The organism is Streptomyces sp. CB03238 (genome assembly GCF_002099185.1).
GTDB lineage: Bacteria > Actinomycetota > Actinomycetes > Streptomycetales > Streptomycetaceae > Streptomyces.
Window position 1 is genome coordinate 146,598 of the sequence record NZ_NBCN01000009.1, and the last position, 16,931, is coordinate 163,528.

Annotated in this window: 15 protein-coding genes; 5 read left to right on the top strand and 10 right to left on the bottom strand. The window is 71.9% G+C overall.

Annotated features, from left to right (window positions below; translation table 11 throughout):
- Positions 1 to 40 precede the first annotated feature (40 nt).
- The 3 genes from galK to galT are packed head-to-tail and all read right to left on the bottom strand — an operon-like array spanning position 41 to position 3,194.
- Positions 41 to 1,186: a galactokinase gene (gene galK / locus BKD26_RS18145; RefSeq protein WP_084899111.1), complete on the bottom strand. Its 1,146-nt coding sequence runs from the start codon at positions 1,184 to 1,186 to the stop codon at positions 41 to 43.
- A complete protein-coding gene (gene galE / locus BKD26_RS18150) occupies positions 1,183 to 2,154 on the bottom strand; it encodes a UDP-glucose 4-epimerase GalE (protein WP_084899113.1) in 972 nt (323 codons plus the stop codon). The genes galK and galE overlap by 4 nt, the downstream gene beginning before the upstream one ends.
- Positions 2,151 to 3,194 carry a galactose-1-phosphate uridylyltransferase gene (galT, locus tag BKD26_RS18155; protein ID WP_084899114.1) on the bottom strand — a complete coding sequence of 348 codons (1,044 nt, stop codon included), beginning with the start codon at positions 3,192 to 3,194 and terminating at the stop codon, positions 2,151 to 2,153. The genes galE and galT overlap by 4 nt, the downstream gene beginning before the upstream one ends.
- Before the next feature lie 230 nt (positions 3,195 to 3,424).
- Between galT and BKD26_RS18160 the strand changes: the two genes are divergently transcribed.
- A complete protein-coding gene (locus BKD26_RS18160) occupies positions 3,425 to 5,095 on the top strand; it encodes a sodium:solute symporter family protein (protein WP_084899116.1) in 1,671 nt (556 codons plus the stop codon).
- Positions 5,096 to 5,116: 21 nt separating this feature from the next.
- Positions 5,117 to 5,398 (top strand): hypothetical protein, encoded by a 282-nt coding sequence (locus BKD26_RS18165; RefSeq protein WP_084899117.1) that lies wholly within the window; start codon positions 5,117 to 5,119, stop codon positions 5,396 to 5,398.
- 19 nt (positions 5,399 to 5,417) lie between these two features.
- Here the strand turns inward: BKD26_RS18165 and BKD26_RS18170 are convergent, their stop codons facing one another.
- The 4 genes from BKD26_RS18170 to BKD26_RS18185 all read right to left on the bottom strand — a co-directional run bounded on the left by BKD26_RS18170 (position 5,418) and on the right by BKD26_RS18185 (position 12,241).
- Positions 5,418 to 6,110, bottom strand: a complete 693-nt coding sequence (locus tag BKD26_RS18170; RefSeq protein WP_084899119.1) for a LuxR C-terminal-related transcriptional regulator — start codon at positions 6,108 to 6,110, stop codon at positions 5,418 to 5,420.
- A 223-nt stretch (positions 6,111 to 6,333) separates the two neighbouring features.
- On the bottom strand, positions 6,334 to 8,079 hold the full coding sequence (locus BKD26_RS18175; RefSeq protein ID WP_084899120.1) for a PQQ-binding-like beta-propeller repeat protein: 1,746 nt from the start codon (positions 8,077 to 8,079) through the stop codon (positions 6,334 to 6,336).
- A 137-nt stretch (positions 8,080 to 8,216) separates the two neighbouring features.
- Positions 8,217 to 10,187, bottom strand: coding sequence for a PQQ-binding-like beta-propeller repeat protein (locus tag BKD26_RS18180; protein ID WP_084899122.1), 1,971 nt, complete (start codon positions 10,185 to 10,187; stop codon positions 8,217 to 8,219).
- Between the two features lie 245 nt (positions 10,188 to 10,432).
- The gene (locus BKD26_RS18185; protein WP_084899123.1) at positions 10,433 to 12,241 is read right to left on the bottom strand and encodes an ABC-F family ATP-binding cassette domain-containing protein; all 1,809 of its coding nucleotides are present in this window, start codon (positions 12,239 to 12,241) and stop codon (positions 10,433 to 10,435) included.
- Positions 12,242 to 12,305: 64 nt separating this feature from the next.
- Between BKD26_RS18185 and BKD26_RS39800 the strand changes: the two genes are divergently transcribed.
- From BKD26_RS39800 to BKD26_RS40300, 3 genes are all read left to right on the top strand, one after another.
- Positions 12,306 to 12,671, top strand: a complete 366-nt coding sequence (locus tag BKD26_RS39800) for a hypothetical protein (protein WP_143662666.1) — start codon at positions 12,306 to 12,308, stop codon at positions 12,669 to 12,671.
- Positions 12,672 to 12,709: 38 nt separating this feature from the next.
- Complete coding sequence (locus tag BKD26_RS18190) at positions 12,710 to 13,360, top strand: lipoprotein (protein WP_241518711.1); 651 nt, start codon at positions 12,710 to 12,712, stop codon at positions 13,358 to 13,360.
- Between the two features lie 181 nt (positions 13,361 to 13,541).
- Positions 13,542 to 13,709, top strand: a complete 168-nt coding sequence (locus tag BKD26_RS40300) for a hypothetical protein (protein ID WP_179166582.1) — start codon at positions 13,542 to 13,544, stop codon at positions 13,707 to 13,709.
- Positions 13,710 to 13,721: 12 nt separating this feature from the next.
- Here the strand turns inward: BKD26_RS40300 and BKD26_RS18195 are convergent, their stop codons facing one another.
- The 3 genes from BKD26_RS18195 to BKD26_RS18205 are packed head-to-tail and all read right to left on the bottom strand — an operon-like array spanning position 13,722 to position 16,896.
- Complete coding sequence (locus BKD26_RS18195) at positions 13,722 to 14,615, bottom strand: 4-(cytidine 5'-diphospho)-2-C-methyl-D-erythritol kinase (RefSeq protein WP_084899125.1); 894 nt, start codon at positions 14,613 to 14,615, stop codon at positions 13,722 to 13,724.
- The gene (gene rsmA, locus BKD26_RS18200; RefSeq protein WP_084899126.1) at positions 14,612 to 15,475 is read right to left on the bottom strand and encodes a 16S rRNA (adenine(1518)-N(6)/adenine(1519)-N(6))-dimethyltransferase RsmA; all 864 of its coding nucleotides are present in this window, start codon (positions 15,473 to 15,475) and stop codon (positions 14,612 to 14,614) included. The genes BKD26_RS18195 and rsmA overlap by 4 nt, the downstream gene beginning before the upstream one ends.
- A complete protein-coding gene (locus BKD26_RS18205) occupies positions 15,472 to 16,896 on the bottom strand; it encodes a resuscitation-promoting factor (protein WP_277622394.1) in 1,425 nt (474 codons plus the stop codon). Before BKD26_RS18205 ends, rsmA begins: the two co-directional genes overlap by 4 nt.
- Positions 16,897 to 16,931: the final 35 nt, after the last annotated feature.

Consider the following 16,931-nt stretch of genomic DNA (forward strand, 5'->3'; position numbering starts at 1 on the left):
CAAACTCACCGGTATCCGTGGGCAGTCGGAAGCCGTCCGCTCAGCCGACGCGGCGCGCCCCCGCCGACGGCACCGCCGGGAACACCCGCGGCGCCGTGTACCCGGCCGCCGCGAACGCCTCCTCCACCGCCTTGGTCACCGTGTCCGCGTCCACCGCCTCGGCCAGCACGATCGCCGAACCGCCGAACCCGCCGCCCGTCATCCGCGCGCCGAGCGCCCCGGCGGCGGTCGCGGCCGAGACCACCAGGTCCAGCTCCGGGCACGACACCCGCAGGTCGTCGCGGAGCGAGGCGTGCCCCTCGGTGAGGACCGGCCCGACCGCCCGCACGTCGCCCGCGTCCAGCAGGGCGATCGTCCGCTCGACGCGGTGGTTGTCGGACACCACGTGGCGGACGTAGCAGCGAACCGTTTCGTCACCCAACCGCCGCACGGCATCGGGCAGTTGCACGTACGGGACGTCGCGCAGCGTACGCACGCCGAGCGCCCGCGCGCCCGCTTCGCACCCGGCGCGCCGCTCGGCGTACGCGCCGTCGCCGAGCGCGTGCTTCACCCGGGTGTCGACGACCAGCAGCGTCAGCCCCTGGGCGGCGAGGTCGAACGGCACATGGCGCATGGTCAGGTCGCGGGTGTCGAGGTACAGGGCGTGACCCTCGGCGCAGCACGCCGACGCCATCTGGTCCATCACGCCGCACGGGACGCCCACGAACGCGTTCTCGGCCCGCTGGGCGAGCACGGCCAGCTGCCGGGCGGTCAGCCCGAGCCCGTACAGGTCAGTGAGGGCGAGCGCGGTGACGACCTCCAGGGCGGCCGACGACGACAGTCCGGCGCCCGTGGGGACGGTGGACGCCAGGTGGATGTCGGCGCCCGTGACGGCGTGGCCCGCCTCGCGCAGCGCCCACACCACCCCGGCCGGGTAGGCGGCCCAGCCGGTGTCCGCGAGCGGCTCCAGGGCGTCGATGCCGAGCTGGACCACGCCCTCGTCGGTGTCGGCCGAGTGGACCCGCAACTGCCCGTCGGTGCGGCGCGCCACGGCGGCGACGGCGGTGTGCGGGAGCGCCAGCGGCATCACGAAGCCGTCGTTGAAGTCGGTGTACTCGCCGATCAGGTTGACCCGGCCGGGCGCGGCCCACACGCCTTCCGGGGCGTACCCGTACAGCTCCTGGAAATCCTCCGCGACGCTCCTCATGCCCCCGCCTCTCTCGCCTTCGCGAACTCCCACGCGTCCGCCACGATGCCCGCCAGGTCGGGCCGCGACGGCTTCCAGCCCAGCCGTTCCCGCGCGGTGGCGGCGGAGGCGACCAGCACCGCCGGGTCGCCGGCGCGGCGGGCGGCGACGACCTCGGGCACCGGGTGGCCGGTGACCTCCCGTACGGTCTCGACGACCTCACGGACCGAGAAGCCGTTGCCGTTGCCGAGGTTGCAGATCAGGTGCTCGCCGGGCACCACCGCGTCGAGCGCCAGCAGGTGCGCCTCGGCGAGGTCGGCGACGTGGATGTAGTCGCGTACGCAGGTGCCGTCGGGGGTCGGGTAGTCGTCGCCGTACACGGAGATCGACGCCCGCTTGCCGAGCGCGACCTGGAGGACGAGCGGGATGAGGTGGGACTCGGGGTCGTGGCGCTCGCCGCACTCCCCGTAGGCGCCCGCCACGTTGAAGTAGCGCAGCGAGGCGGCGGCCAGGCCGTGTGCGGCGGCCTCACCGGTGATCATGTGGTCGACGGCGAGCTTGGAGGCGCCGTAGGGGCTGGTGGGGGCGGTGGGGTCGGTCTCGGTGATGGGAGTGGAGACCGGCTCCCCGTACGTCGCGGCCGTGGAGGAGAACACCAGGCGGCGCACGCCCGCGTCGCGCATCGCGGCCAGCAGCGCCACGGTGCCGCCGACGTTGTTCACCCAGTACTTCTCGGGGTCGGTGACGGACTCGCCGACCTGCGAGAACGCGGCGAAGTGCAGGACGCCGTCGTAGGAGCCGTCGAGGTGCCGGGCGGCGTCCTGGACGCGGCCCTCGATGAAGTGCGCGCCCGCCGGGACGCCCTCGCGGAAGCCGGTCGACAGGTCGTCGAGGACGGTGACCTCGTGCCCGGCCCGAAGCAGATGGGCGGCGACCACACTGCCGACGTAGCCGGCGCCGCCGGTCACCAGATATTTCCTGCTGCTCACGTGGTCGCTACCTCTCGCAGTCGGCGGGCCGCGGCCTCCGGCGGCACGTCATTGATGAACACGCTCATGCCGGATTCCGAGCCCGCGAGGAACTTCAGCTTGCCGGAAGTGCGGCGGATGGTGAAAAGCTCGAGATGCAGGGCGAAGTCGTCGCGCCCGGGGTCCGCGAACGGCGCCTGGTGCCAAGCGGCGATGTACGGCGTCGGCGGCTCACCGTCCCCGAAGATCCGGTCGAAGCGCCTCAGGAGTTCCAGGTAGACCTGGGGGAACTCGGTGCGCGCGTCCTCGTCCAGCGCCCGGAGGTCGGGTACGCGCCGCTTGGGGTAGAGGTGCACTTCGTACGGCCAGTGCGCGGCGTACGGCACGAAGGCGACCCACTGGTCGCTCTCCAGGACCACCCGTTCGGCGTCGGTGCGCTCGCGCTCGACGAGGTCGTCGAAGAGGTTGCGGCCGGTGGCGGCGCGGTGGGCGGCGGCGGAGCGCTGCATCAGCGCCGTACGCGGGGTGGTGAAGGGGTATCCGTAGATCTGGCCGTGCGGGTGGCCGAGGGTGACGCCGATCTCGGCGCCCCGGTTCTCGAAGCAGAACACCTGCTTGACGCCCGGCAGCTCGGCGAGTTCGGCGGTGCGGTCGGTCCAGGCCTCCAGGACGAGGGCGGCCTGCTCCTCGGCGAGGTCGGCGAACGAGGCGTCGTGGTCGGAGGTGAAGCAGACGACCTCGCAGCGGCCGGAGTCACCGGCGAGGGAGGGGAAGCGGTTCTCGAAGACGACCACGTCGTAGTCGCCGTCCGGGATCTCGCTGTGCCGGCCGTCGCGGGAGGGGCACAGGGGGCATTCGTCGGCGGGCGGGTGGTAGGTGCGGCCCTGGCGGTGCGAGGCGATGGCGACGGAGTCACCCAGCAGCGGGTCGTGGCGGATCTCCGAGGTGGTGGAGATGGGGTCGAGGGGGCGCTGGTCGACGGCGTCGCGTACGGCGTCGTCCCGGGAGTCGTAATAGACCAGCTCCCGGCCGTCGGCCAGCCGGGTCGACGTTTTCTTCACTCGCGGACTCCTCGGACGCCTCACACACACCCAACAGAAACAAACATAACCAACCACAGCTCAACAGTGCCCGTCAATGCTCACCGCATGGCGGCCCAGTAAGCGCTTGCTCCAGACATTTCACCTCACCCGATCACAATCAAACAAAGAAAACGAACAGAACTGTTCAGATCATGAACGCGGAGGCGTAGGTTCCGGCGTGATCAGTTCACGCGACGAAGCGAGTACTCATGCATTACCTGGCCGACGGGCTCCGGCTCCCCACCAACGGGCTCGATTACACGATTCTGGCGATCTACTTCGCCGTGGTCCTGGGCATCGGCTTCGCCGCCCGGGCGAGCGTGAAGACCAGCCTCGACTTCTTCCTCTCCGGCCGCTCCCTGCCCGCCTGGGTCACCGGGCTGGCCTTCGTCGCCGCGAACCTCGGTGCGACGGAGATCCTCGGCATGGCCGCGACCGGCGCCCAGTACGGCGTTGCCGTCGTCCACTGGTACTGGATCGGCGCCATCCCCGCCATGGTCTTCCTCGGCCTGGTGATGATGCCCTTCTACTACGGCTCCAAGGTCCGTTCCGTACCGGAGTTCCTGCTCCAGCGGTTCGACAGGCCCGCGCACCTGCTCAGCTCCGTGCTGTTCGCGTTCGCCGCCATCCTCATCGCGGGCGTCAACCTCTACGCCCTGTCGATCGTCGTCGAGGCGCTGCTCGGCTGGCCGCAGTGGGTCTCCATCGTCGTCGCCGGCTTCTTCGTCCTCGCGTACATCACCGTCGGCGGCCTGTCCTCGGCGATCTACAACGAGGTGCTGCAGTTCTTCGTCATCCTCGCCGCGCTCATCCCGCTGACCGTCCTCGGCCTGAAGCGGGTCGGCGGCTGGGACGGCCTGACCGGCTCGCTGGAGAAGAACCACGGCTCCGACTTCCTGACCGCCTGGGGCGGCACCGGCATCGGCGACCCCAACCCGCTGGGCGCCAACTGGCTGACCATCGTCCTCGGCCTCGGCTTCGTGCTCTCCTTCGGCTACTGGACCACCAACTTCGCCGAGGTCCAGCGCGCCCTGTCCGCGAAGAACCTGTCGGCCGCCAAGCGCACCCCGCTGATCGCCGCCTTCCCCAAGATCTTCATCGTGTTCGTGGTGATGATCCCCGGCCTGGTCGCCGCCGTCCTCGTACCGAAGATCGGCACGGCGGGCTCCGACCTCACCTACAACGACGCCATCCCGCTGCTGATGCAGGAGCTGCTGCCCAACGGCGTCCTGGGCATAGCCGTGACCGGTCTGCTGGCCGCCTTCATGGCCGGCATGGCGGCCAACGTGTCGTCGTTCAACACCGTCTTCACCGCCGACATCTGGGCCAAGTACGTGGTCAAGGGCCGCGACGACACCTACTACCTGCGCTTCGGCCGGCTCATCACCGCGATCGGCGTCCTGGCCTCCATCGGTACGGCGTTCCTGGCCGCCAGCTTCTCCAACATCATGGGGTACCTGCAGACCCTGTTCTCCTTCTTCAACGTGCCGATGTTCGTCGTCTTCATCATCGGCATGTTCTGGAAGCGCGCCTCGGTCAAGTCGGGCTTCTGGGGCCTGATCGCGGGCACGGTCGCCGCGATGGTGAACTACTTCGTCATCTACAAGCAGGGTGTCATCGCCATCCCCACCGACCAGGGCGCCAACTTCGTCTCCGCGATCGTCGGCTTCGTCGCCGGTGCGGTGGTCATGGTCGCCGTCACGCTCTTCACCGCACCCAAGCCCGAGGCGGAGCTGGCGGGCCTGGTGTACGGGACGAGGTCGCCGGGCATGGAGGAGGCGCCGTCCGAGGGCGACGACGCCTGGTACCGCCGGCCCGCCCTGCTGGGCTGGGGAGCCGTCGTCCTGGCCGCCGCCTGCTACCTGCCGTACTCCTTCTGACCGCCCCGGAGGCACCGACCCATGTCCGAACTGCAGCGTGAAGTCTCCGAGCTGGAGAAGAAGTCCGCCACCGCCGCCCGCCTCTTCGACATCCGGCGCATCATCGGGGGCCTGTTCACCGTCTACGGGATCATCGTCACCGTCGCCGGGCTCACCGCGTCCGACGCGGACCTGAAGAAGGCCGTCGACGTCAACATCAACCTCTGGACGGGCCTGGGCATGCTCGCCCTCGGACTGTTCTTCCTGATCTGGCTGCGGCTGCGCCCGATGGCCCCGCCGACGCCGCCCACCGGCACCGAATGAGCCCGGGGGCCGGACCGCCTCAGACGGGGTCCGGCCCCTTCGGCACCCCTGACGCCGCCCGCTCCAGCAGCCCCGTACGGGCGGCGAGCGCGGCGGCCTCCAGCCGGGACCCGACGCCCAGCTTCATCAGCACCCGCTGCACATGCGTACGCGCGGTGCTCGGCGCGATGTTCATGCCCGCCGCGATCAGCCGCGTGTCCTCGCCCTCCGCGACCCGCACCAGCACCTCCACCTCGCGCGGCGTGAGCATCCGCAGCAGCCGCTGCCCCTCGTCGTCGGGCTGCGCGACCGGGTTGAGCAGCTCGGTGAAGGCGCCCTGGAGCAGCTGTGGCGCCACCGCCGCCTCGCCCGCCCTGGCCTTCAGCATGGCGCGCTCCACGCCCTCGATGCGCTCGTCATGGCGTACGTAACCGGAGGCGCCGGACGCGAAGGCCGCCGCGATCCCGCGCGGCGACGGCACCGGCCCGAGCACCACCACGGCCACCTGCGGGCGCTCCCGCTTGATCGTCACGATCGGGTCGAAGACCCCCGGCTCGGCCGGAGCGGCCGTCCCCAGCAGGCAGACCTCGGGCGCCCTGCTCACCACCAGCTCGGCCGCGCCCCCCGTGGGCGCGGTGGCCGCGAGCACCCGGTGCCCGCGCAGTTTGAGCGCCGAGGCGAGTGCCTCGGCGAGCAGTCGGTGGTCGTCGACCACCATGAGCCGCACGCCCATCGAGCAACCCCCCATCCCCCTGGGGCCGGCCCCCCGCCGCCCCCAGCACTGTTGACCCGGCAAGCTACACGCTTGTTCGACGTCGCGCGCCCCCTACTTGTCAGAAGGCCCCCAGAATGTCGAATTCTTCGTCAAACAGGGCTACATGCGGCTCACGAAGTGGACGGCCCGGCGCGTCGGGGAAGCCGATGCGCCGGGCCGTCCAGGGGGTTGGGAGTGCCGCTCAGTGGGTGCTGAACGCCATCACCAGGTAGTCCTTGCTCTCGGTGGACGTACTCGGTGAATTGAACATGTCGTCCGCGATGAACAGCCTGCCGTCGGCGTACAGCATCTCCGCGGTGTCCAGGACGAAGGACTGCTCCGCGCGCACGACGGACTTGTCGGCCGGGTTCTCCAGCAGGACGGTCTGCTTGAAGGTCCCGCCGTCGATGCTGACGATCTGCCCGCCTTTGTCGTAGGGCGCCTTCTTGTACGCGATGATGTTGCCGCCGTCCATCCGCAGCGGGAACATCGAGTACCGGTCCCCCGCGTCGGCCTTGTCGGTGGTGGGCTTGCCGGTGGTGAGGTCGAAGGACACGATCTCGTTGGTGTCGCCGTAGTCACCGCCGCCCTCGTGGTCCTCGGTGGGCAGGTAGACCCGGTTGTTGCCGACGACCGCCTTGGTGCACACCTCCACGCCGGACGACTCGCACTCCGCCGCGTACCGCTCACCGTCCGCCGAGATCTTGACCTTGAGCTTGCCGGTCTTCTCGTCGATGGAGAAGAAGTCCGAGATGCGCGAGCCGTCACCGGCGGTGTCACCGACGTCGGCGGCGACGACGAGCGGCTTGGTGGAGATCACGCCCGCGCCGTCCACACCGGCGGGCATCTTGTACGACGAGATGGGCGCGCCGGTCTTCGGGTCGAGGTTCTGGATGAACGTGTCCGGGGTGTCGATCGGACCGCACAGCCGCACCGCCACCAGGGCGTCGCCGCCGCCGTAGCCCCGGTCCTCGCACTCCTCGGCGTTGACCTCGGGCTTCCACAGCAGCTTGCCGGTGGCCAGGTCCCAGGCCGCGCCGCCGTCCGTGCCACCGGCCGCGACGGTCGTGGCGCCGATCGTCACCTCGTCGAACCCGGCCTTGCTGTCACCGGAGTCGGTGCCCGTGACGGACTTGCGCCACAGCAGCTTGCCGGTGACCAGGTCGATGACGCCGACCTCGGTGCAGGGCTGGAAGTTCTGCGGCGGCACGCGCTTGGCGGCCTCGAAGACGATGGCGGTCTTGTTGTCCTTGACGTGCCGGGACGCCGCGCAGACCTGGCCGGGGAGCGGGGTGGTCCACAGGGGGGTGCCCTTGTCGATGTCGTAGCCGACGACCGACTCGACGCCGCTCTTGACGTACGCCTTGTCGGTGATCCAGGAGCCGGTCACATCGGTGAGGTCCGTGACCTTGGGCAGCGGCAGCTGGAACGCCACCTTGGCCTGGGTGTTGGCGGGCGCCTTCTCCTTGCCGCCGCCGTCCGGGGCCGTGTTGCCGCCACCTCCGGTGGTCTCGGAGGACCCTCCCTTGGCGTCGTTCGAGGGGTCCTCCTTGGAGCCGGCGTACCAGATACCGGCGCCGATGATCAGGACCACGGCGACGGCCGCGGCGATGATGATCTGCATCTGCGCGGACAGCTTCTTGCGCCCGCCGCCCTGCGGCGGCACCGGCTGCTGCACGGGGGCGGTGGGGTAGCCGTACCCACCGGGCTGCTGGTAGCCGTACCCACCGGGAGCCTGGCCGGGAGCCTGCGGGTAGCCGTAGCCGGGGGGCTGGGCGGGAGGAGGCGTCTGGGGCGGCTGGGGGGCCTGGGGGTATCCGTACGCCGGGTTCTGCGGCGGCGGGGCGGGCGCGCCGAAGCCTCCCGGCTGGGGTTCCTGCGGGGCACCGAAGCCACCCGAGGGGGGCTGGTTGGGCGGCTGGTTCGGCGGCGGCGGTGGCTGCGTCATGGGGTACGTACCTCTGAAGGTCTGGAAAAGGACATCGGGTTGAGTGCGTCGGACGTCAGGACGCGGTCACGGGCCGAAGGCCGTCATGACCACCACTTCCCGCGTGTCGCCCAGTTGCCATCGAACTGGGCCCGCCGTCACTTGCCGAAGGCCATCATCGTCTTCGTCTGCTTCTCCTCGGCGTCGTTGCGCGCACTGACGCGGCCGCTGGCGATGAAGAAGCGGCCATCGGCGTACGCGTACCGCGGCGAGTAGAAGTCGCTCTCGATCTGGGCCGTGGACGCCGGGTGCTGGAGCAGCACCTTCGGGCTGCCGCCCGTCGGCGCGAGGGTCGCGACGGCACCGCCGCGTTCCCAGGAGCCCTCCATGTACAGCAGGACGTCGCCGCCCTCCATGCGCAGCGGCGTCATCGTCCGCTGCGGGCCCGCGGCGGCGCGCCACTTGGGCTTGCCGGTGTCCAGGTTGAACGCCACGACGTCATTGGTGCCGTTGGTGAGCTGGGTGGGCACCGTCGACATGTAGAACGTGCTCGCGTCGGCGGCGACCCCGACGCAGCCCTGGAGGTTTTCGGCGAGGACGACGAAGGAGCCGCCGCACTTGGGCTGGAACTTGTCCTTGCCGCCGTCGAGGGTCGAGCGGAGCTTGCCCGCGTCCGTCAGCGCGATGATGCTCCACTTCTCGGTGTCGCGGTTCTCGGTGGAGATGACCAGGGGGCTGACCGAGAACACCTTGGTCACCTCCCAGTTGACCGGCAGCTTGTACGTCCACTTCGGCTTGCCGGTCGTCGGGTCGACCTCGCTGACCTCGTGCTGGGACTTGTTGTAGTCACCCGTGCGGCAGCTGGCCGCGGCGATCAGCTTCGGCCCGCCCGCGAAGGCGAACGGCTGACAGTCGGAGTCGGGCTTGCCGAACAGTTGCTTGCCGTCGGCCAGGGAGAAGCCGTACGAGTTGTTGGTGGCGGAAGCCGTCACGGTGTTGCCGGTGATGGCGAGCGTGATCTCGGACAGGGAGCTGAAGCCGGTGCCCTTGGGGACGGATTTCTTCCAGCCGGCCTTGCCGGTCTTCAGGTCGATCTGCTGGAGGACCGTGCAGTCGGCCTTCTCGCCGGCCGTGTCATTGACGCCGATGACGATGGTGCCGGCGGCGGAGGGCTCGACCGGGGCGGCGCACACCTCGGTGGTGAACGGCACCTCCCACTTCTTCTTGCCGTCGGTCGCCGAGTAGCCCACGACGCTCTTGTACATCGCCTTGACGACGGTGTCGCCGACGACCCACGGGCCGTACACGTCAGCGCCGTTGCGCGGCAGGTCCACGTCGTTGGTGTTCAGCCACTCGACCTTGGCCTCGCCCTTCTTGCGCCCGGCGTTCAGGTCGTCGTTGGCGTCGCGGCCGCCGGTGCCGTCGCCCTGGTCGACGTCGTCGGAGCCGGTCGGGTTCGGCGCGGCGCTGGAGCCGCCCTTGGCGTCGGGCTTCTTGGGGTCGGTGTCGTCGCCGCTGAGGGCGAGGTACGTGCCGCCGCCGATGACCAGCAGGGCGGCGACGGCCGCGCCGATGATGGCGGCCGGCTTGCCCTTGAAGGGGCTGTTCCTGCCGGCCGGCGGCGGAGTGGGCGCACCGGGGTACTGCGGCTGACCGGGGTGGCCGCCGTAGGGGTTGGGCTGCTGGCCGTACGGTCCGGGCTGCGCGCCGTACGGGCCGGGCTGCGGCGGCTGGCCGGGAGCCTGCGGGTAGCCGTACCCCGGCTGGCCGGGAGGTGTCTGCGGGTACCCGTAACCGGGCGCGGCGGCCGGGGGCTGGCCGGGCATCTGCGGCTGGCCGTGCGGCGCCTGCGGCGGGACCGGCGGCTGGCCGGGCTGGCCGGCGGGCGGCTGCGGCGCACCGTAACCGGGGACGGCGGCCGGCGGCTGGCCGTGCGGCGCCTGCGGCGGGACCGGCGGCTGACCGGCAGGGGGCCGACCGGCAGGGGGCTGGGCGGACGCGCCGTGTGGGGCGCCGTAACCGGGCGCGGCGGCCGGCGGCATGGGCGGAGCCTGGGGAGGCTGCTGGTGCGGGTCCTGCGGAGACCCGAAGCCCCCCTGCGGCGGTTGCTGGCTGGGCGGCTGACTCATCAGCGCTTCCCCCTTCGTGCGGCCCGCTGCCCGACCGGCCTCCCCCGCGATTCCGGCGCGCACGTACCGCCGGAAAGGAGCGAATCGGACATGGATTCCGCAGTGTTACGTGAGTCGAGCGGGGCTTCTTTCTATCACTCGGCACCGACACGAAACGGGCCGGTCCGCCCCTGTACCCAAGGGAGGACCGGCCTGTGATGCCCTCGTTACCCGCTCTCCACGCCTTCGCCACGTACCCCTGAGGGTCAGGCGTCTTCGGCGAGTTCCAGCCAGCGCATCTCCAAATCCTCGCGCTGGGCGGCGAGTTCCCGGAGCTCCGCGTCCAGTTTCGCCACCTTCTCGAAGTCCGTGGCGTTATCGGCGATTTGAGTGTGCAGCTTGGCCTCCTTCTCGGAGACCTTGTCGAGCTGGCGCTCGATCTTCTGCAGCTCCTTCTTCGCGGCCCGGGCGTCGCCCGCCGACTTCTCCTTGGCGGGCGCGGAAGCGGACGCGGCGGCCGGTACGGGGACGGCCGTCTCGATCATCCTCTGGCGCCGCTCCAGGTACTCGTCGATCCCGCGCGGCAGCATCCGCAGCGTGGCGTCGCCGAGCAGCGCGAAGGTCTTGTCCGTCGTCCGCTCGATGAAGAACCGGTCGTGGGAGATGACGACCATCGAACCGGGCCAGCCGTCGAGGAGGTCCTCCAGCTGCGTGAGCGTCTCGATGTCGAGGTCGTTGGTCGGCTCGTCGAGGAAGAGGACGTTCGGCTCGTCCATCAGCAGCCGCAGCAGCTGGAGGCGGCGCCGCTCACCACCGGACAGGTCCCCGACCGGCGTCCACTGCTTCTCCTTGGTGAAGCCGAACTGCTCGCACAGCTGCCCCGCCGTCATCTCCCGGCCCTTGCCGAGGTCGACACGGTCCCGCACCTGCTGGACGGCCTCCAGTACGCGCAGGGCGGGCGGCAGTTCGGCGACGTCCTGCGACAGGTACGCGAGGCGGACCGTCTTGCCGACGACGATCCGCCCGCCGGCCGGCTGCTGCTCGCCGTGCGTGGTGGCGGCGTCGGCGAGGGCGCGCAGCAGGGAGGTCTTGCCGGCGCCGTTGACCCCGACGAGGCCGATGCGGTCGCCGGGGCCGAGCTGCCAGGTCAGGTGCTTGAGCAGCACCTTCGGACCGGCGGTGACGGTCACGTCCTCCAGGTCGAAGACGGTCCTGCCGAGCCGGGCGTTGGCGAACTTCATCAGCTCGCTGGTGTCGCGCGGCGGCGGCACGTCGGCGATCAGCTCGTTGGCGGCCTCGATGCGGTAACGCGGCTTGGAGGTACGGGCGGGGGCGCCGCGCCGCAGCCAGGCCAGCTCCTTGCGCATCAGGTTCTGCCGCTTGGCCTCCTCCGTGGCGGCGATGCGCTCACGCTCGGCACGGGCGAAGACGTAGTCGGAGTAGCCGCCCTCGTACTCGTGGACCGCCCCGCGCTGGACGTCCCACATGCGCGTACAGACCTGGTCGAGGAACCAGCGGTCGTGGGTGACGCAGACGAGCGCGGAGCGCCGCGCCTGGAGGTGGCGGGCGAGCCAGGCGATGCCCTCGACGTCGAGGTGGTTGGTCGGCTCGTCGAGGACGATCAGGTCCTGCTCGGCGATCAGCAGCTTCGCGAGCGCGATACGGCGCCGCTCGCCACCGGACAGCGGCCCGATGACGGTGTCGAGGCCCTGCGGGAACCCCGGCAGGTCGAGCCCGCCGAACAGCCCGGTCAGCACGTCCCGGATCTTGGCGCTGCCGGCCCACTCGTGGTCGGCGAGGTCGCCGATGACCTCGTGCCGCACGGTGGCGGCCGGGTCGAGCGAGTCGTGCTGCGTGAGCACCCCGGTCCGCAGCCCACCGCTGTGCGTGACCCGCCCGAAGTCGGCCTCCTCCAGCTTGGCGATCATCCGGATGAGGGTGGTCTTGCCGTCCCCGTTGCGTCCGACGACACCGATCCGGTCCCCCTCCGAGACACCGAGGGAGACACCGTCGAGCAGGGCACGGGTGCCGTACACCTTGCTGACTGCCTCGACATTGACCAGGTTGACGGCCATTTCACTCCTGTGCAGGGGGACGGGGTCGACCTACCAGGGTAGCCGCCGCGGACGGTGCGGCAGCGTGCGGCGGTCGATCATGGACGGGGGCCCGGTGTGGCGGGCAGGGGCGGCCGGGCAGGTGCGGGCCCTGTTCCCGGACGTCGAGCTGCGGCCAGGGCCGTCCGTACGCCCCAGGCACGGGCGGTCACCGTGTCCACCAGCCCCGCGCACGTCCCGGCCGCCTCGGCGACCGGCGTGGCACGGCGGTGAGCCGGACCCGGGCCTCCGAGTCCCTGAAGCCGCCACCGCGCTCTACACCGTCGCCCCCCGTTCCGATGCGCTCCGCGAGGCGGCGCCGGACCTGGACCGCCCCGGGCTGCGCGCCGCGCTGAAGCGCTTCGCGGACCGGTCGGCGGCCGCGCACGGCTGCTCGGTACCCGTGCGGTAGCGTGCGGCGTTCGATCAACCGATCGGTCAGGCTCAGGGGTGGGGATCTTCATGGGGCGGTACGGGGTGTCGTGGGGCGTCGCGGTGGCGGTGGCGGGCGGGGTGATGCTGGCGGGGTGTTCGTCGGAGCCGGCCGCGCCGGATGCTCCGCCCGCGAAGGCGGCCGAGAAGCCGAAGCCGAGCGCCCAGATCGCCAAGGGCGTCGTGATCGGTGGCAAGGGCACGCCGTGTGTGCTGCCGGTGTCGTTCGAGACGGCGCCCACATGGACGGCGGAGAAGGTGACGGTGGCGGAGGACCCGGATTTCGCCGCGCTGGCCGAGCAGGGCACGGTCACCCTCTCCTGTGAGGTCGACGCCAAGCCGGCCGGGAACATCGGCTTCCTCCGCGTCTGGACGGGCGACGAGGCGAAGGCGGCGCCGCGCGAGGTGCTCGAGGCGTTCGTCGGCGCCGAGAAGAACGCCTCGAAGATCGCGTACCAGGAGACGAAGGCGGGAGCCCTGCCGGCCACCGAGGTGACCTACACCATCAGCAGCGAGTTCACCGACGGGCCCAAGCCCGAGCGGGCCTTCGCCGTCAGCACGCCGCGCGGTCCGGTGTTGGTGCACCTGGGCGGGCTGGACGCCGGGGAGCACAAGGCGATGCTCCCCGCCTACGAGCTGGCCAAGCGGACGATCGGGCTCACCGGCTGATCAGGCACGGTCCGCCCGCTCCACCAGGAGCCGGCCCGCCAGGGCCGTCCGGCGCCTCCAGGTACCGGCCCTGCCTCCTGCAGGCCGAGCTCGACGAGGAGGCGGCGGGAGACGCCGCGCTCGCGTTTCCCGGCATCGACGTCATCCAGCTCGACACCGTGGCCCCCGTGCCGTCGCGAGAATGGTGCGCGGCGGCGGCATCGGCGGGCCCGACGTCTGCCATGCCCTCTACGCCGCCCTGCCCGCCCCGCACCGGTCGGCCACGGACCTGATCCTCACCCGTCGCGAAGACCTCTGTCCACCCGGAACCATGACCGTGGACATCGACGACGGACGTCTCGAGGACTGACGGCCCACGCCGTCACACCACGGTCGCCCCCGGCGCCGGCGACGACGCCACGCGGGCCGTGCGGCAGGTGCCCGAGGCGAGCAGGGCGTCGGCGACCGTACGGGCCGCGTCCTCGTCCTTGACCAGGAACGCGGTCGTCGGACCGGACCCGGAGACCAGGCCCGCCAGGGCGCCGGCCGCCGTGCCCGCGGTGAGCGTGGCGGCCAGCGACGGGCGCAGGGAGAGGGCGGCGGGCTGGAGGTCGTTGGCGAGGGCGCCCGCCAGCAGCGCGGCGTCGCCGGTGCGCAGCGCGTCCAGCAGGGCGGGCGAGGCCGCCGGGGCCGGGACGTCCGTACCGGCGACGAGCCGGTCGAACTCCCCGTACACCGCGGGTGTCGACAGCCCGCCGTCCGCGACCGCGAACACCCAGTGGAACGTGCCGCCCACCTCCAGCGGCGTCAGCCGCTCACCGCGCCCGGTGCCCAGCGCCGCCCCGCCGACGAGGCTGAACGGCACGTCGCTGCCGAGCTCGGCGCAGATGTCGAGGAGTTCGTCGCGGGACGCGCCCGTGCCCCACAGGGCGTCGCACGCCAGCAGCGCGCCCGCGCCGTCCGCGCTGCCGCCCGCCATGCCGCCCGCGACCGGGATGTCCTTGGCGATGTGGAGGTGGACGTCCGGGGAGATGCCGTGCCGTTCGGCGAGGGCGAGCGCCGCGCGGGCCGCCAGGTTGGTGGCGTCCAGCGGCACCTGGTCCGCGTCCGGGCCGGAGCAGGTGATCCGCAGCTCGTCGGCGGGGGTCGCCGTCACCTCGTCGTACAGCGAGACGGCGAGGAAGACATTGGCCAGGTCGTGGAAGCCGTCGGGGCGTGCGGCGCCCACCGCCAGCTGGACGTTGACCTTGGCGGGTACGCGTACGGTGATGCTCACGCTGTCCTGGCCTCCGCGATGCGTGCGAACTCTTCCACGGTGAGGGACTCGCCCCGCGCCTGCGGGGAGACCCCGGCGGCGACCAGCGCCGCCTCGGCGGCCGCCGGGGAACCGGCCCAGCCGGCCAGCGCGGCGCGCAGCGTCTTGCGGCGCTGGGCGAACGCGGCGTCGACGACCGCGAAGACGTCCTTCTTGGACGCCGTGGTCTTCACCGGCTCGGAGCGGCGCACCAGGGACACCAGGCCCGAGTCGACGTTCGGAGCGGGCCAGAAGACGTTCCGGCCGATCGCGCCGGCCCGCTTGACCTCCGCGTACCAGTTGGCCTTGACCGACGGCACGCCGTACACCTTGTTGCCCGGCCGCGCCGCCAGCCGGTCGGCGACCTCGGCCTGGACCATGACGAGGGTCCGCTCGATGGTCGGGAAGCGGTCCAGCATGTGCAGCAGGACGGGCACGGCGACGTTGTACGGGAGGTTCGCCACGAGCGCGGTCGGCGGCGGTCCCGGCAGCTCCTGGACGTGCATCGCGTCGGAGTGGACGAGTGCGAAACGGTCCTTCTTCGCGGGCATGCGGGCGGCGATCGTCGCCGGCAGGGCGCCCGCGAGCACATCGTCGATCTCGACGGCGATCACCCGGTCCGCCGCCTCCAGCAGCGCCAGGGTCAGCGATCCCAGCCCGGGCCCGACCTCCACGACGACGTCGTCGGGGCGGACCTCCGCGGTGCGGACGATGCGCCGGACGGTGTTGGCGTCGATGACGAAGTTCTGGCCGCGCTGCTTGGTGGGGCGTACGCCCAGCGCGGCGGCCAGTTCACGGATGTCGGCGGGGCCGAGGAGGGCATCGGGATCAGTGGTGCTCACCGATACAGCCTACGGCCGCAGTGCGGCCACGGGGTCGGCCCCCGCTGCACGTAGAGCTTCTTCGCCCGGTATGTCTGTTCGGAGGCGGGGGCGTCCTGGGCGACGCCGCTGCCGCCGAGGGCACGCCAGGTGCCGGGGTCGAACTGGTACAGCCCGCCGTACGTCCCGGACGCGTCGACCGCGTCCGGGCGGCCGCCCGACTCGCACTGGGCGAGGGCGTCCCAGTTCAGGTGGTCGGCGCCGGCGACGGAGGTGGGCATCGGCTTGGTGCCGACCAGCACCAGCCGGTCGACCGGCTCCCGTACGACCTCCTCGGCGATCCTCCGGGGCTTCTGCCTGACGCCGTTGACCGTGCGCAGCGCGTATGTGACGCGGCGCGCGCCCTGCCGCCCCTGGCGTTCGACGACCTCGGTGCCGGTGTAGAGGGTCGGGTCCTCGACCTTTTGCACCCCGTACGGGATGGGCTCCTCGCGGACCTCCTCGCCGGCGGTGATCCGCATGACGGTGATCGTCTGGCCGTCGCGCGGGAAGCTGCCGGGCGGTGCGGAGGTGGTGTCCTGGCCGCTGAGGGTGATGCCGGCCTGTTCGACGGCCTCGCGGACGGTGGCGGCGTTGGTGCGGATGGTGCGCTCGCGGCCGTCGGCCATGAAGGTCACGGTGCGTTCGGTGCGTACGTCGAGGGTGAGGCCGCGCCGCGAGATGGCGGCGGAGCGGGACACGGACAGGTAGGCGCCCTCCGCGCGGACACCGAGGGCGCGCAGCGCCTCGTCGACGGTGCGGGCGGTGGTCCACACGCGGCGGCGCTGCCCGTCGAGGGTGAGCGTCACGGGGCGGCCGTAGCGGAGGACGACCTCGTCGCCGCTGGTGAGCGCCTCGTGCGGCGCGGGCGCCACGAGGTCGTGCTCGCCGACGTCCAGGCCCTCGTCGGCGAGGAGTTCGGAGACGTCGTCGGCGAAGGTGTGCATGGTGCGCGGTACGCCGTCGACGCTGAGCCGCACGGCCTTGTCGTTGGCGACGAACGCGGTGGTGCCGCCGGCGAGGAACGCCACGACGAGGGCCTGCGGGACGAGCCGCCGCAGCCCCTCGGGGCGGCCTGTCCCGGCCGCCTTGCGGCGGCGGGCGGCGCGGCGGGCCTCGGCGCGGCCCCCGGTGGCCACCGCCGGGAGGGTGGGCGCCTCGGGGTCGACGCGGGACGTGCGGGCCCCTTGGCGGGGCAGCGACCGGTACACGGCGACGGGCGCGGGGGCGGGCGGGGGTACCGGCTCGGGGAAGGGGGCCGTGGTGGTGGCCGCGGCCGCCCATGTCTCGTACGTCGCGGGGACTTCGGCGCGTGCCTCCCGCCCGGCCGCGGGCGCGGGCGTCCCGGAGGCGCGGCGGCCGCCTCTGGTGGCGGCGCGGTGACTGCCCTGGGAGTTGCTCACGAGGCCCGGACCCTAGCGGAGGGGCGGTCACTCTC

Excerpts from the sequence above, each read along its gene's own strand:
- galK (WP_084899111.1), bottom strand. The coding sequence starts at position 1,186 with ATGAGGAGCGTCGCGGAGGATTTCCAGGAGCTGTACGGGTACGCCCCG.
- BKD26_RS18165 (WP_084899117.1), top strand. The coding sequence starts at position 5,117 with ATGTCCGAACTGCAGCGTGAAGTCTCCGAGCTGGAGAAGAAGTCCGCC.
- BKD26_RS40300 (WP_179166582.1), top strand. The coding sequence starts at position 13,542 with ATGGTGCGCGGCGGCGGCATCGGCGGGCCCGACGTCTGCCATGCCCTC.
- BKD26_RS18160 (WP_084899116.1), top strand. The coding sequence starts at position 3,425 with ATGCATTACCTGGCCGACGGGCTCCGGCTCCCCACCAACGGGCTCGAT.
- BKD26_RS18185 (WP_084899123.1), bottom strand. The coding sequence starts at position 12,241 with ATGGCCGTCAACCTGGTCAATGTCGAGGCAGTCAGCAAGGTGTACGGC.
- BKD26_RS18180 (WP_084899122.1), bottom strand. The coding sequence starts at position 10,187 with ATGAGTCAGCCGCCCAGCCAGCAACCGCCGCAGGGGGGCTTCGGGTCT.
- BKD26_RS18175 (WP_084899120.1), bottom strand. The coding sequence starts at position 8,079 with ATGACGCAGCCACCGCCGCCGCCGAACCAGCCGCCCAACCAGCCCCCC.
- BKD26_RS18170 (WP_084899119.1), bottom strand. The coding sequence starts at position 6,110 with ATGGGCGTGCGGCTCATGGTGGTCGACGACCACCGACTGCTCGCCGAG.